Raw genomic sequence first — 14,313 nt, 5'->3', positions numbered from 1 at the left:
CAGCGCTGCCGCATCGCTACTCCGTTGATGTTTGTAAATTAAGTGCCCGTTCGACCAATTTCAACAACATTGCAAGGTGTATTCTGAAGCTGCTTATTGATCGCCTCTGCAATCGCGTCAGCGCCGCGCTTCTGCTCATCAAAGCTCGGTTCACCATAATGCCCGAGCATGCGCAGGTCATTGTCTGTCAGCGTCTGCTGGGCAAGCCAGCGGTGTACATGACGCGGGCAAACCTCGCGCGCCGCCGTCATCCAGAAATGCCGCAGGTCACCGGGATTGGTCAGTTCAAGCCCATCTATCTGGCCAAGGTGTTTACGCTTGTCGCCGATGATGCGCCGGGACGGAAACACCCAGTCGCAATCGTCATATCGGATTTCATGTAAGCGCTTTAGAAGCTTGAGCGCATCATCCGACACGGCAATTGTTCGATTAAATGTGTGCTTGCTACGCGCAAAAGTTACCGTGCCAGTATTGAGATCGACGTTATCCCATGTCAGAGCCCGGAATGTTTTCTGACGGAACCCCGTATACCAAGTCAGCATCCACCAAAGGCGGATATGTTCGTTTGGTATTTGCTCAATCTCGGCCCAGCGATCAGCCCATGGCACAGACATATCGAGCTTCCCTGTTTCAACCCGGCTTTTGATTTTGGTGTTGTCCAAGAGCGATGGAATTGGCAGCGTCAAGGCGCACAGGCGATTGACGAAGCGAACAATTGCGCCGGCCAATACAGAGGCTGTTCGCGCGCCATGCGGACACGTCAACTGTAAAGTATTCAGGTACTGATTGATCTCAAGGATCGGCAGATCATCTACGTGCGTATCCGTCCACATAGTGAAATGCAGCTTGAATACATTCCTGTAATCCTTTGCAGTATCTTCAATCATCGGAGCCTTGCCCGATGCCCGCTCGCTGGTGCGGTGCTCGATGTACTGTTTCAGAGCTTCCTCGAATGTCGGGATGCCAAGAGCCGCCTTCTGAGTTTCGCGCTCATCCTTTGTCAGCACATTGCCTTCGTGAATGTCGAGCAGCGTCGCGCCCATCTGCTTCTTTGCCCAAGCACAATGCGCGCCTTTGCTCGCCCACTGCGCCAGCTTGACCGACCGCGTCTTTTGCGCGCCAGAATCCCACTTGGTGACGTACCAAGTTTTGACGCCGCTCTTGGTCACGCAGAGGCGCAACCCCTTGCAGGACGGATCTGAGAACCATGTTGTCTTGGTTGTGGACAGCGACTTGAGTGTCGAATCCGTGAACTTAATCTGCGGCATACCATGTCCTTGTAATGACCGTTTCGTTACAAGGTTCATGATACGTTCTAACCATAATCAAACCCAACCGAAGATTAAGATTGCACCTCAAGTAATTGAGGAAACATCTTATTTTGCCGGTGTTTGACTGGTGTTTAAGTGGTGCCCCCACACGGACTCGAACCGCGGACCTACTGATTACAAATCAGTTGCTCTACCAGCTGAGCTATAGGGGCACTTTCCATGCTTATCTGCGTCATTGGAACCTGATCCAGAACATTCTCGGGATCCAATTTTGTGACGCTCTGCATCGAAAGCTGAGACGTATTTTGGAGTGCCTTCTAAGCAATCTCCGGCCTGCGTCTCACTGGATAGGCAGGCGTATAGGATAAAAGTTTCTGCCCTGCAACCCGCTAATTTACGCCTTTCCATTCCCCGCTCAGGGCGCGCCCCTACCCCAAGAAAAGCGCGTGTTAACGCATCGCAAATCATGTCCAATACCCTTGTTTCGGGCAACTCATATTCGCACCAAAGTTTAACCCGGTCGAATATCCGAAGACCACGACTCTGCTGGCCATTCCAGTGCTCTAATCGAATTCGTAGAATCGCCGCGCCGATCCGCAGAACACGTCCGCATGATCTTCTTCAGGAACGAGTTCCACATGTCTTGCGCACAAGTCTTCATAGCTGGAGTACAGACTGTCGACCGGGAAGTTGGATCCGAACATGCAGCGATCCGCTCGGAACTGAGAGAGGCACGTTTCCACAACAGGTTGCACGCTGTCCACGCTCCAACCAAGATCAAACATCCCAAGACCCGACGGCTTGCAATAAACCTGTGGCAGCTCGGACAAGGATTTCAGCGATACCTTCCAGTTTTCCAACCCGGTATCCGAACGATCATGCGGCGAACCGGCGTGGCACAAGGCCACCTTGGTTTCCGGCGCTTGCTGCAAAACCGATACGGCTTGTTCCATCAACCCCGGCAGTAGCTGAAGATCGAAAGAGAGATTGCGCTCTCCCAACTGTTGAAGACCAGCCAGGAATCTAGGGTCTTCAAGCAATGAATTGGTGCCCGTTTGATTGTCTTCGTCCGGCGAGCGGCCAATAATCTGGCGAACGCCTCGCAGTGAAGACAGCGTTTGCAACCGGTCCAACTGTGCCGTCAGATCATCCGAAGTCAGATCGCAGAAAGCAACCTGTACCAACGGCCAATCCGGAGTTTGATCGGCAACAGATTGCACCCATTGCGCTTCGGCCCACGGATCGGCAGCGCCGACCTGAATGTGAACCGATGCGGTAAATCCCTCGGATTCGGCATCTTTACGAAACTCTTGCAGCAGATAGTCGCGCTGAATCGGAGTGGGATCCCCAAAGAAGCGCAGGGCACCCTTTTCCATCAGCCAAGGATAGTACACTTCGCTCAGGTTCCATAAATGATGATGCGCATCGATTTTCATGGCGTTTCGATTCCAGTCGTACGCGACAGAATATCGACACCCTGCTGTTTCCAGAAATGCAGCAAATCGATAAATATCCAGTTTTCAGCCAGCTTGTCGCCCGCCCGACGGTAAATATCGATGACGCGAAACTCGCCTTTGACCCCTGTTGCAGGCATCCCCATGAAGCCCCCGGTGGGAATGGCGGTAAAATTCGGCCACCCGAAGAAACCACCGTAGTGCCCTTCGGCCAAACGACAGATGTGGCGGGTTTTTGACCTTTCCCGAAACGCGGCCCGAAATGGGCCCGCATGCTGATGCGCATATCGTTCGATTGTATAGGTCGCACCGATCCCTTCGGGGCCCCACCAAATCATGTCTTCATTCCATGTTCGGGCCAATTCGTCCGTCAACGACAGACCACTATCCCACCGCCCCAGGTCTGAAATCATGGCGTTGATCGAGGCGAGTGTGCGCTCACCTTCTTCCGGTGGCGCATCCTTCGTCAGAATCCCATCATTGGTTATGGGGCCAGGTTGGACCAAATGAGCGGCCGTCTGAGGTGGAAATGGGTTTTGGCCAGCCTGTGCCATCAGATGGGGAATATCGAAGAACATGGCTGTCTCGGAGATTTTGCCACCAGACACTTTGTTGAATTCGCAATAGCGAAGAAAGGCCAGCTTCCCGGTTGGCCGAATACCCAGCCAAGGCGCATCGAACAGGCCCATCAGGTGCCCCATGGACACCACCCAGACACCTGCATCCTCGGTCAATGAGTTCTTTCCGGCAAAGAATATGTCCTGCCGACGCTGAAGACGCTTCAGACTATGGTTTAGCGGCTGCCAGAAGTCATTAGCCACCTGAGCTGCCCCCAGAACTTCATTGAACGGATGAAAGCCGCGCCATAACAGATCCGGAGCACAGAATCGGCGCATGACCCCTGTCAGCTCTGCGCCACTCGCACTGCTGAGATCCTCGTAAAACGAAGACACAAGCTGTTTCTCAGCCTCAAAGCTCGCTGAATTTCCATTTTTTTGCAGCACGTTACGCCTGCCTTCTCCAGATAATGATTCACTGTATTTTTTCATTTTTGCATACGTATGCAAAAATGTCTTGCCAGAATTGATGAGCGCAGATTACAGTTTTGCAAACGTATGCAAAGCGATTCCATACCGGGGGCATCATGGCGGAAATTCAACTGCGCAATGTCGGCAAGCGCTGGGGCTCTTTTGTAGGGGTCCATAATTTCGACCTGACCATCGCGGACAGAGAGTTTCTGGTGCTTCTCGGCCCTTCCGGATGTGGCAAGACAACAACCATGCGGATGATTGCAGGGCTTGAGGATGTGACCGAAGGCGAGGTTTTGATCGACGGCAAAGTGGTCAACGACCTTGAGCCCAAGGACCGGGATGTAGCGATGGTTTTCCAGAGTTACGCGCTTTATCCGAACATGAACGTCTATGAAAATATCCGCTTCCCTCTAAAGGTTCGCGGAATAGAACCCTCGACGCATGACGAGAAGATTCGCCGGGCCAGCGCGATGGTTGAGCTGGACGACTTCCTGCACCGTAAACCTGCGGAATTGTCGGGTGGCCAACGCCAGCGCGTAGCGCTGGCCCGCGCTATCGTGCGGGAACCCAACGTGTTTTTGATGGATGAACCGCTGTCCAATCTGGACGCCAAACTGCGCGTGTCAACCCGCGCGCAGATCAAGAACCTCAGTCACGAACTGGCCGTAACCACGATCTATGTGACCCACGACCAGATCGAGGCAATGACACTGGCTGACCGCGTGGTTGTCATGAAGCAAGGCGTGGTGCAGCAGGTCGGCAGCCCAACCGAAATCTATGACCGGCCCGCGAATACATTTGTTGCCAGTTTTATCGGCTCACCCGCGATGAACCTGATGGATGGTCAGGTTTCGGGTGGTGTGTTCCAAGCCGAACATGTGGCCATCCCGGTGGACGCTCCTGATGGCCCAATGACTTTGGGTTTTCGCGCCGAAGACGCCAACGTTGCCGAAAATCGGGGCCAAATCACCGCACCAATCTACACATTGGAGCTTTTGGGCGACGCGACGATGATTTCGGTCCGGGTCGGTGGTGCGCTGGTCTCGGTCAAGGCGGACAAGGCATTTCGCGCCGATATTGGCGAGACAGTCTCATTCTCGGTGCCGACAGAAATCTGTCACCTCTTCGAAGCTGGAAGCGGTGCGCGGATCGGGGAGTAACAGCCCCACAAACAGCCCGCACGGGCTTAACACCGGTCCGGACGTCGACGACGGACCGATCCGACAGGGAGAAACGCATGAAACTCAAGACGATCCTCATGGCAGGTGCCATGTCCATCGCCGCCAGCGGCGCATGGGCAGATTGCGCCTTTGAAAATGACGTACCTCTGAAGTCGTTATCAGCAGGCTTCGAAGCGTGGAAAGCCGTCACTGACGCGATGGCGGAATGTGGCAACTTCAGCGCTTCGCTGGATCAGGAATTCCGCGAAAAACAGCCGGAGGCCTTCGCAGCAGATCCAGCGCTTTATCAGATTGGCGGCGTATCAAACGCCACTCTGGTACCGCTTTTGAATGCGGGCACAATCCGCCCGCTTGACGATCTGGTTGATAAATATGGTCAGGACCTGTTGCCGAACCAATTGATCAAAGTGGACGGCAAGACCATGGCCATCGCGATGATGGTCAACGCGCAACATCTGATGTACCGCGATGACGTTCTGGCCGAGTTGGGTATTGATGAACCCAAGACCTATGACGATGTCCTGGCCGCCGCTGCCAAGATAAAAGACGCCGGTATGATGGATTACCCGATTGGCGGCACGTTCAAGACCGGTTGGAACCTGGGTCAGGAATTCGTCAACATGTATCTGGGCGAAGGCGGGTCTTTCTTTGGCGACGGCAATATGCCAGCGATCAACAACGAACAGGGTGTGGCCGCGCTTGAGACAATGAAAGCCATGACCGAGTACATGGATCCGGAATATCTGGTTTCAGACTCGACCTACGTTCAGCAGCAGTTCCAGCAGGGTAAAATCGCCATGGCGAACCTGTGGGCCAGCCGCGCGGCCGCGATGAATGACGAGGCTGAAAGCCAGGTGGTTGGCAAGGTAACCATGGCCGCAGCCCCAGTTGGTTCGGCTGTTCCGGCCACCACGATCTGGTGGGACGGCATCGTGCTGGCAGCCAATATGACCGATGAAGAGGCTGACGCCGCCTTCCGCGTTGCGCTGGAAGGCATGGATGGTGACATGGTCAGCGCCAACAACGATGTCGCGGTCTGGTTGAGCCCGGCATATAGCGCTGGCGCCCTGGCCGCAGGTGCAGCTGCATCTGCCGAGGCGGGGGCAAAGGCCTATCCGGCCTCAGGTCCGATGGGCATCATGCACACTTCGCTGGGGAACGGCCTGGCCGACTACCTGACGGGCGCCAAAGATGCCCAGACCACTCTGGCTGATATCGAGGCAGACTACATCACTGCCGCGACAGAGGCCGGTCTGATTAGCAACTGACCCTCCCCGCGGGAGGGCTCCGGCCCTCCTGCACCTTCCTGCGAGAAACATGAGAAAGGCAGAGCCATGAATTTCCGGACATTTGCCGCTTTTGTCGGCCCCTCTGTCTTTATGATGCTTCTCTTTATCGCGTTCCCACTGGTTAGCGTGTTCAAACAAAGCTTCTATGTCACTCAGCCAATCTATGAGATCGTGGAAAAGGAAACCTGCACCCCCGGCTTTTTGACGCAAACCTGCGTGACCGAGCAAGTGTCGCAGCCCATTCTGGACGAGCATGGCGAGGTCATCACGCAAACCCAATACGTAGGGCTGCAGAGCTACAGGAACGTGCTAGAGCCAGAACGGGCATGGCGTGCAATCAGCGATGGCAGTTGGCATGTTCTGTCTACAATCAATTTCTGGAAGGCCCTGCGGTTCACCCTGACATTCACTCTTATTACCTTGCCGCTGGTCGTCGGTTGCGGGCTTGGGATCGCACTCCTGATCAACAATGCGGCGCGGTCGATCCGCGGGCCGGTTATCTTCGTCTCGTTGCTGCCATTCATCATCACGCCTGTGATTGGTGTGCTGTCCATCAATTGGCTGTTCCGAGGCGACGGCATCCTAACCGCAATGATGGAATGGTGGTTGAACCGCGACATTGCCCTGTTCGCTCAAGCGTGGACGATTGAAATCCTTATGATGCTCTACCGCGTCTGGCACGTGGCACCATTCGCGGCGATCATCTTTTATGCCGGTCTGCAAACGGTCAATCAGGACAGCCTTGAAAGCGCCGTCATTGATGGAGCTACGCGCTGGCAGCGCTTAAAGTACATCGTCATCCCGCATCTGATGCCATTGATCATCTTTGTTGCGATGATCCACCTGATGGACAGCTACCGCGTCTTTGAAGAAATTGTCGGCTTCTCCAGCCAAGGGTACGTGATCTCGCTGCAGTGGCTGACGTTTGACTACCTAACACCAGATCAGGCGGGCAACCGGTCAATCAGCCGGGCTTCGGCAAACTCGATGCTGACTATGATTGGCGTCGTCATCCTTCTTATTCTGCCTCTGCGCCGCACGTGGCGCGATCATAAAGGGGGTCACTGAAATGTCCTCGCGCGCGCTTCGCCAACCTTTCAGCCTGCGGCTGACCTCAAATATCTTTCTGGCGCTTTGGTGTCTGATCGCGGCTTTCCCGATCTTCTGGATCGTCGTAATGAGTTTCAAATCACCGGTCGATGCCTTTGACAGCAATGCGCTGAATGTGATCTTTGGTCCAACCACACTGGGAGGCGGTAAAGGTCTCTCGCTGCTGGATATCGTCCTGGGCGTTGCAGTGATCTGGGCGACAATAGTGATTGCCACCAAAACCCTGCCTTCGATGGTAAAATCTTACTCGAAGCCCGGAGGGGAATGGTTCGGATGGGTCGTTGGCGTGCTGGTCGTCCTTTTAGGCTTTCTAGTGGTGTTCTTTGTTGTCCTGCCAACCGTTCTGAATGTACTGAACCCGTGGTTTGGACCTTTAGGGCGGGATGTTCTGGGCCTAACGACTGAACACTACAAAACTGTCTGGATCGACCGTGGGTTTTCGAACAACTTTAAGAACTCATTGATCGTGACCACTGGCGTGGTGACAGTTTCGCTGACTGTAGGCACGCTGGCGGGTTATGGTCTGGCACGCTCGGGTTCAACCTTGGCGTTCTGGATCTTGATTGTCGCGCTGGTCTTTCGCGCGTTGCCACATTCGGTGCTCGTGGCAGGCTACTTGCCGGTCTTCATCAACTCTGCCGAGTGGCTGGCCCCGATCCTTGGTGAGAACGCACCAACACTCTACGGTAAGCCTTTCGCTGTAATCGCGGTGCTGGTCGCCATCAACCAGCCTTTCACCATCTGGATGCTGCGCTCGTTCTTTCAGAACATCCCGGCAGAACTGGATGAGGCTGCCCGTGTGGATGGATGTAGCCATTTTCAAGCCTTTCGCCGTGTCATCATGCCGGTGATGTGGCCGGGTGTGATCACCACAGGGCTGTTCAGCTTCTTACTGGCCTACAACGATTTTCTCGTCACGGCGCTGCTGCTGGATGCGCAGAACCAGACAATGGTGCCTGCCATCGTCGGCATGTTTAACCGCGAGACCACAACAACCGATCAGGTCGTCGCCGTGGCCGCAGCGGTATCGATCACGGCGCCTTTGATTTTTCTGGTCCTGATATTCCAGCGCCAGATCGTCAGCGGCCTGACCGCAGGGGCGGTGAAAGGCTGATGAGCAAAAACGCAAGACACGACGCGATGTCACGCCATCCGGCGCTGAACAGAATGCCAAGGGATTTTCTGAGCATTGGGGCCGCAAACCCCAATCCTCCCCTCTGGCAATCTAAAAGGACACAGACATGAAAGGCTCCCGTCCCGAACAGGCGGTTCTGACCCGCGATACGGACATAAGCAAAACCGAAGACACGCGCCGCGTGATCGAAACCATGGTGGATGGCCTGAACGACCACCGCATCGACGATATTGGCGAGTTTTTCGCGCAAGGGTTCCGCTGGATAGGCAATCAGGGCTGCGGTACCAAAACCGGCTTGCAGGAGTTTCAGGACAATTGGCAACGCCCATTCCAAGCAGCGTTTTCTGACAAAACCTGCATAGACGAGGCGCGTCTTTACATGGGCGAATGGGCCGCCGCCTTTGGCCGTCAGGAAGCCACGCACTCGGGCGAGTTTCTGGGCATCGCCCCCACCGGCAAACGTGTCGAGATCCGTTATATGGATTTCTGGAAGGTGGTGGACGGCAAGATCGTCGACAACTGGGTGAATGTCGATTTCGCACATGTCGCCGCGCAATTGGGCGTGGACTTATTTCAGGGACAAGGCTGGGAAGCGTTTGACCGTGGAGAGAAGATCCCTCCCCGGCCCGAGAACTAAGGATTGATGAAAATGGGAATCGAGTATCTAAAACGTGGCAAGTCCGATGCGGACCGGGCTGAAGATGATGCCAAAACGCGCGCAGTGGTCGAGGCAACTCTCAAAGACATTGAAACCCGCGGTGACACCGCGGTTCGTGAGTTGAGTGAGAAGTTCGACAACTATTCTCCTGAATCTTTCCGTCTGAGTCAGCAGGATATCGACGGATTAATCGGCCAACTGACCGATCGTGAACTGGCCGATATCAAGTTCGCGCAGGAGCAGGTCACGAACTTTGCGCGTGCGCAACGCGCCTCGATGACGGATGTTGAGGTTGAGACTTTGCCAGGGGTTATTCTTGGTCACAAGAATATCCCTGTCCAATCCGTCGGCTGCTATGTTCCCGGTGGAAAATTCCCGATGGTTGCATCGGCACATATGTCGGTAGCGACCGCCAGCGTTGCCGGTGTTCCCCGCATCATTGCGTGCACTCCCCCATTCCACGGCAAGCCCAATGCAGCCGTGATTGCGGCGATGCATCTGGGCGGCGCGCATGAGATTTATGTCATGGGCGGTATACAGGCGATTGGTGCGATGGCCCTGGGAACCGAAACAATTGATCCGGTTCACATGCTGGTCGGGCCGGGCAATGCTTTTGTGGCCGAAGCCAAGCGCCAACTGTTCGGACGCGTTGGCATCGATCTGTTTGCCGGCCCGACCGAGACCATGGTGATTGCCGATCAAACTGTGGACGCGGAAATCTGCGCGACCGACCTGCTGGGTCAAGCCGAACACGGCTATAACTCGCCCGCCGTTCTGGTCACCAACTCGCGCAAGCTGGCCGAAGGGACCTTATCCGAGATCGACCGCCTGCTGGGGATTCTGCCCACAGCAGGAACTGCGCGCGTCAGTTGGGAAGACTACGGCGAGGTAATTCTGTGCGACAGCTACGACGAGATGCTGTCGGTTGCCGACGATATCGCGTCAGAACATGTGCAGGTGATGACAGACCGGGACGACTGGTTTCTTGAAAACATGACCTGCTATGGGGCTCTTTTCCTTGGGCCACGCACCAATGTGTCGAACGGGGACAAGGTGATCGGTACGAACCATACTCTGCCGACAAAAAAAGCCGGTCGGTATACCGGCGGGCTTTGGGTCGGCAAGTTCCTTAAAACGCATAGTTATCAAAAGATTCTGACTGATGAGGCGGCAACGCTGATTGGTGAATACGGCTCGCGTCTTTGTATGCTTGAAGGGTTTGTAGGGCATGCGGAACAGTGCAATGTTCGAGTGCGCCGGTATGGTGGAATCAATGTTCCCTACGGTCAGCCGGCTCCCTATCGGGATGCCGCCGAATGAGTTACAAACACACGCAACATAAGACCCTGATCGAACCTCTCAGGGCCGCAATGTACAATTTCAGTGAAACTGGCGTACGACAAGCTTTGGCCGCAGTCACATCGCCCAAGGCTGTGTTTCACTTATCCCACCCTTTCGGCGACAGCATTGGCAGCGATGCCTTCTATGACGCTGCTTATACAGACCTTCTGAGCGCCTGGCCCGACCTTGAACGCCGGGATTACATTGTCATGGCCGGACCGGATGAGTTCGGATCAGACTGGGTCGGATGTGGTGGTTACTACACTGGCGTCTTTACCGGCCCGTGGCTCGACATTCCGCCAACGGGCCATCAGGTGACCATGCGGTTCCACGAGTTTTTCCGGTTCGAAGACAACAAGATCGTTGAAATGCAGGCCTTGTGGGACATCCCCGAGGTGATGATGCAGGCCAGGGCCTGGCCAATGGCGCCCAGCCTCGGGCGGGAATGGCATGTGCCCGGCCCTGCAACACAAGACGGGTTGGTGCCCGGGCCTTATGATGCATCCAAAGGTCAGACGACGTGCCAACACATCATCGACATGCTGGAGCACCTGAAAAAACACCCGTCAGAAGGTGGGCCGGATGTCATGGAGATGGAGCGTTTCTGGCACCCACGCATGAGTTGGTACGGCCCTTCGGGAATTGGCACCGGGCGTGGTATTGCCGGTTTTCGCAACTGGCATCAGATTCCATTTCTGAACGGAATGCCGGATCGTGGGAAGTATGTAGAAGATATCACCTACCACTTCTTCGGTGATGGTGAATACGCAGCCGTAACCGGGTGGCCCAACATGATCCAAACAGTCACACACGATGGCTGGCTGGGGATTGCCCCGTCGGATAAAAAGATCACCATGCGGAGTCTCGATTTTTGGCGGTTGGAAAACGGAAAAATCCGCGAAAACTGGGTTCTTGTCGACCTGCTGGACGCCTATCTGCAGCTTGGCGTTGACGTCTTTGCCCGTCTGAGGGAATTCAATAAGGCCCGAAACATGGGCCGTATTGAAATACCGGATGGAATGACCTGATGACAGATTTGCCCCGCACCCCCTCGTTTTCACTAAGCGGCAAGGTCGCGCTTGTGACCGGTGCCTCTTCGGGCATTGGACGGGGGTGCGCCGTTGCTCTGGCAGAGGCCGGGGCGCATGTGGTCTGCGCTGCAAGGGGTGCGGATCGTTTGAATGAAACGGTTGCGGCGTTGCAGGCGCAGGGTTGGTCGGCTGAGGCGGCGGTCGTGGATCAGGGTGATCTTTCTGCCCTGAGACAACTCTTTCAGGCGCGCGCCTTTGATGTGGTCGTGAATTCCGCCGGAACCGCGCGTCACAGCGCGGCGATTGAGACCACGCCCGAGGATTTTGATGCCGTTACCGATGTCAATCTACGATCAGCCTATTTCCTGTCGGCCTATGCCGCCAAGGCACTTATGAAGGCGGGTAAGCCGGGCTCCATCATCCATATCTCAAGTCAAATGGGTCATGTTGGCGGTGTTGACCGGGCGCTTTATTGTGCGACCAAACATGGGCTTGAAGGCATGGTCAAAGCCATGGCCATTGAATGGGGCCAACAGCGCATTCGCATCAACACGGTCTGCCCGACCTTCATCCGCACAGCCCTGACGCAATCAACATTCGACAATCCCGAACGGGCCGCCTGGATCATGGAAAAGATCAAACTGGGTCGCGTGGGCGAAGTGGAAGACATCATGGGAGCAGTCACTTATCTGGCCTCGGATGCCTCAGCGCTGGTCACGGGGACTTCGATGCTTATTGACGGGGGGTGGACAGCGGACTGATGGCTGAGAAAGTTACATCCCTTCAGGTTGCGCAACTTGCCGGTGTGAGCCAGTCGGCGGTCAGCCGGGTATTCACACCCGGTGCGTCCGTCAGCAAGAAGACCGAAGAGAAAGTGCGCAAAGCCGCCGCCACGCTTGGCTATCGCCCCAACGTTCTGGCCCGGGCTATGGTCTCGGGCAAAAGCCGCATTATCGGCCTGGTTGTCGGTTATCTGGACAACTACTTCTACCCCGAAGCGCTGGAGAAACTGTCCAACGTCTTGCAGGAGCACGGGTATCATGTCTTGATTTTTATGGCGTCCCGATCTGCCGGAAACATCGAGAACGTGATGGAGGAAATTCTCGACTATCAGGTTGACGGGGTCATTTTGGCATCCGTACCGATGTCATCGGATATCGCGACGCGATGTCAGCAGGCGGGTGTACCCGTCGTGCTGTTCAACCGAAGTCAGGACATTGAAGGCATAACCACGGTCACGTCCGACAACTATGTCGGGGGTCGCAAGGTAGCTGAATTCCTGATTGCGGGCGGGCATAAACGCGTTGCCTATATTGCAGGATGGCAGGGGGCGTCCACACAGAGAGACCGGGAAGCCGGTTTTCGCGCTGCATTGACCGAGGCAGGACAGGAGTTGTTCGCGCGCGACGACGGAATGTTCCACACCGAAAATGCCCGGGACGCTGCGCGACGCATGTTTGATGTCGCTCCTGAAAATCGGCCAGATGCTGTCTTTGTCGCGAATGACCATATGGCGCTGGCGGTGATGGATGTGTTGAGATTCGAACTGGGGTTGAGCATTCCCGAGGATGTCTCGGTCGTTGGATACGATGACGTGCCGCCTGCGGGCTGGCCGGCATACAATCTTACAACAATTCGGCAACGGGCTAACCTGATGGTGACCGAAACGGTCGCCGCATTGCTGGACCACATTCAGGACCCGCACTCGGCCGAACCTCGCAAAGTGGCGATTGACGGCCCTCTGGTGGTTCGAACTTCAGCCCGGTTGCCCAAAGGTTGGAACCCACGAAGGATGAGTTCATGAAAGGCTTTGATCCTAAATTCCGGGATTTTCCCGATTATATCATCGGCATCACCAAAGAGATCTGGGAAGATCGGGGGATCGCGACACTGCACCAGTACTACAGCGATGACATAGTCGTTCGGTCACCCGGATCAGTTGTGCTGGGCAACCAGAATGTCATTGGCGCAACCATGGCTACGCTGGCGGAATTCCCGGATCGTCAACTGCTGGGCGAGGATGTCATCTGGTCTGGCACCCCAGAAAACGGAATGCTGAGCTCGCACAGGATCATTTCAACCGCGACGCATCTGGCCGAAGGCGTCTATGGCAAGCCTACCGGCACCAAACTGCGCTATCGGATTCTGGCTGACTGCCATGCAATCGACAATCAGATCAATGATGAGTGGCTGATCCGGGATCAGGGTGCCATTGTTCGGCAGATGGGATGGGATCCCAAGGAATATGCAGCAGATCTGATTGCGCGTGAGGGCGGCCCGGCGAACTGCGTTAAACCGTTGACTCCTGAAGTAGATCAGCCCGGCCCGTACAAAGGCACCGGCAACAACAATGAATGGGGTCAGCGTTATGCGGATATCCTGACCCGGATCATGAACGCCGATATGGGCGTGATTGAGGGTGAATATGACCGCGCCGTTCAGTCCGAATATGTGGGCGGAGTTACCGGCCATGGCTGGGGCGCGGTGGATCGGTTCTGGATGGGTCTGCGCGCCAGCTTCCCCAACGCCGAATTCAAGATCGAGCACCAAATTGGCCGCGATGACCCGAACATGCCACCCCGCGCTGCGATCCGCTGGAGCCTTTGGGGCAAGCATGATGGCTGGGGTGTCTTTGGCGCGCCAACCGGTGCGCAGGTCTATGTGCTGGGCATCAGCCACGGTGAGTTCGGCGAGTTGATCACCGGCCAGCCGCAGCTGCGCCGGGAATACACCCTGTTCGATGAGACCTCGGTCTGGAAACAGATTCTTCTACAGGGACAGGAGGGCTGAGTGGCCGCGACAGGCTCATCCC

General features: G+C 55.6%; 13 protein-coding genes and 1 tRNA gene. 10 read left to right on the top strand and 4 right to left on the bottom strand.

Annotated elements, in window-relative coordinates; translation table 11 throughout:
- Positions 1-38: 38 nt before the first annotated feature.
- From ACP0GE_RS16710 to ACP0GE_RS16695, 4 genes are all read right to left on the bottom strand, one after another.
- Positions 39-1,268, bottom strand: coding sequence for a tyrosine-type recombinase/integrase (locus tag ACP0GE_RS16710; protein WP_424833042.1), 1,230 nt, complete (start codon positions 1,266-1,268; stop codon positions 39-41).
- A 139-nt stretch (positions 1,269-1,407) separates the two neighbouring features.
- Positions 1,408-1,483, bottom strand: a tRNA-Thr gene (locus ACP0GE_RS16705).
- 351 nt (positions 1,484-1,834) lie between these two features.
- Entirely contained in the window at positions 1,835-2,707 is an 873-nt protein-coding gene (locus ACP0GE_RS16700) for an amidohydrolase family protein (RefSeq protein WP_424833041.1), read from the bottom strand.
- Positions 2,704-3,621 (bottom strand): ester cyclase, encoded by a 918-nt coding sequence (locus tag ACP0GE_RS16695; RefSeq protein ID WP_424833040.1) that lies wholly within the window; start codon positions 3,619-3,621, stop codon positions 2,704-2,706. Before ACP0GE_RS16695 ends, ACP0GE_RS16700 begins: the two co-directional genes overlap by 4 nt.
- Before the next feature lie 248 nt (positions 3,622-3,869).
- On the opposite strand from ACP0GE_RS16695, the gene ACP0GE_RS16690 reads away from it, so the two are divergent.
- The 10 genes from ACP0GE_RS16690 (at position 3,870) to ACP0GE_RS16645 (ending at position 14,291) form a co-directional block, all read left to right on the top strand.
- Entirely contained in the window at positions 3,870-4,916 is a 1,047-nt protein-coding gene (locus ACP0GE_RS16690; RefSeq protein ID WP_424833039.1) for an ABC transporter ATP-binding protein, read from the top strand.
- Between the two features lie 77 nt (positions 4,917-4,993).
- The gene (locus ACP0GE_RS16685; RefSeq protein ID WP_424833038.1) at positions 4,994-6,205 is read left to right on the top strand and encodes an ABC transporter substrate-binding protein; all 1,212 of its coding nucleotides are present in this window, start codon (positions 4,994-4,996) and stop codon (positions 6,203-6,205) included.
- Positions 6,206-6,271: 66 nt separating this feature from the next.
- Entirely contained in the window at positions 6,272-7,294 is a 1,023-nt protein-coding gene (locus tag ACP0GE_RS16680; RefSeq protein ID WP_424833037.1) for a carbohydrate ABC transporter permease, read from the top strand.
- A gap of 1 nt (position 7,295) precedes the next feature.
- Positions 7,296-8,450, top strand: coding sequence for a carbohydrate ABC transporter permease (locus ACP0GE_RS16675; protein WP_424833036.1), 1,155 nt, complete (start codon positions 7,296-7,298; stop codon positions 8,448-8,450).
- A 127-nt stretch (positions 8,451-8,577) separates the two neighbouring features.
- Positions 8,578-9,108, top strand: coding sequence for an ester cyclase (locus ACP0GE_RS16670; RefSeq protein ID WP_424833035.1), 531 nt, complete (start codon positions 8,578-8,580; stop codon positions 9,106-9,108).
- Positions 9,109-9,120: 12 nt separating this feature from the next.
- Positions 9,121-10,449: a histidinol dehydrogenase gene (hisD, locus tag ACP0GE_RS16665; protein WP_424833034.1), complete on the top strand. Its 1,329-nt coding sequence runs from the start codon at positions 9,121-9,123 to the stop codon at positions 10,447-10,449.
- On the top strand, positions 10,446-11,498 hold the full coding sequence (locus ACP0GE_RS16660; RefSeq protein WP_424833033.1) for an ester cyclase: 1,053 nt from the start codon (positions 10,446-10,448) through the stop codon (positions 11,496-11,498). The genes hisD and ACP0GE_RS16660 overlap by 4 nt, the downstream gene beginning before the upstream one ends.
- Positions 11,498-12,262: an SDR family NAD(P)-dependent oxidoreductase gene (locus ACP0GE_RS16655; protein WP_424833032.1), complete on the top strand. Its 765-nt coding sequence runs from the start codon at positions 11,498-11,500 to the stop codon at positions 12,260-12,262. Before ACP0GE_RS16660 ends, ACP0GE_RS16655 begins: the two co-directional genes overlap by 1 nt.
- Positions 12,262-13,305, top strand: coding sequence for a LacI family DNA-binding transcriptional regulator (locus tag ACP0GE_RS16650; RefSeq protein WP_424833031.1), 1,044 nt, complete (start codon positions 12,262-12,264; stop codon positions 13,303-13,305). The genes ACP0GE_RS16655 and ACP0GE_RS16650 overlap by 1 nt, the downstream gene beginning before the upstream one ends.
- On the top strand, positions 13,302-14,291 hold the full coding sequence (locus tag ACP0GE_RS16645; protein WP_424833030.1) for a nuclear transport factor 2 family protein: 990 nt from the start codon (positions 13,302-13,304) through the stop codon (positions 14,289-14,291). Before ACP0GE_RS16650 ends, ACP0GE_RS16645 begins: the two co-directional genes overlap by 4 nt.
- Positions 14,292-14,313: the final 22 nt, after the last annotated feature.

The organism is Ruegeria sp., from assembly GCF_965243365.1.
Classification (GTDB): Bacteria; Pseudomonadota; Alphaproteobacteria; order Rhodobacterales; family Rhodobacteraceae; genus Ruegeria.
Note: the sequence above shows the minus strand (reverse complement) of the source record. Positions and strands in the feature narration are given on the sequence as shown.

Coding starts and splice junctions, on each gene's coding strand:
- ACP0GE_RS16710 (WP_424833042.1), bottom strand. CDS start 1,268: ATGCCGCAGATTAAGTTCACGGATTCGACACTCAAGTCGCTGTCCACA.
- ACP0GE_RS16700 (WP_424833041.1), bottom strand. CDS start 2,707: ATGAAAATCGATGCGCATCATCATTTATGGAACCTGAGCGAAGTGTAC.
- ACP0GE_RS16695 (WP_424833040.1), bottom strand. CDS start 3,621: ATGCGCCGATTCTGTGCTCCGGATCTGTTATGGCGCGGCTTTCATCCG.
- ACP0GE_RS16690 (WP_424833039.1), top strand. CDS start 3,870: ATGGCGGAAATTCAACTGCGCAATGTCGGCAAGCGCTGGGGCTCTTTT.
- ACP0GE_RS16685 (WP_424833038.1), top strand. CDS start 4,994: ATGAAACTCAAGACGATCCTCATGGCAGGTGCCATGTCCATCGCCGCC.
- ACP0GE_RS16680 (WP_424833037.1), top strand. CDS start 6,272: ATGAATTTCCGGACATTTGCCGCTTTTGTCGGCCCCTCTGTCTTTATG.
- ACP0GE_RS16675 (WP_424833036.1), top strand. CDS start 7,296: ATGTCCTCGCGCGCGCTTCGCCAACCTTTCAGCCTGCGGCTGACCTCA.
- ACP0GE_RS16670 (WP_424833035.1), top strand. CDS start 8,578: ATGAAAGGCTCCCGTCCCGAACAGGCGGTTCTGACCCGCGATACGGAC.
- hisD (WP_424833034.1), top strand. CDS start 9,121: ATGGGAATCGAGTATCTAAAACGTGGCAAGTCCGATGCGGACCGGGCT.
- ACP0GE_RS16660 (WP_424833033.1), top strand. CDS start 10,446: ATGAGTTACAAACACACGCAACATAAGACCCTGATCGAACCTCTCAGG.
- ACP0GE_RS16655 (WP_424833032.1), top strand. CDS start 11,498: ATGACAGATTTGCCCCGCACCCCCTCGTTTTCACTAAGCGGCAAGGTC.
- ACP0GE_RS16650 (WP_424833031.1), top strand. CDS start 12,262: ATGGCTGAGAAAGTTACATCCCTTCAGGTTGCGCAACTTGCCGGTGTG.
- ACP0GE_RS16645 (WP_424833030.1), top strand. CDS start 13,302: ATGAAAGGCTTTGATCCTAAATTCCGGGATTTTCCCGATTATATCATC.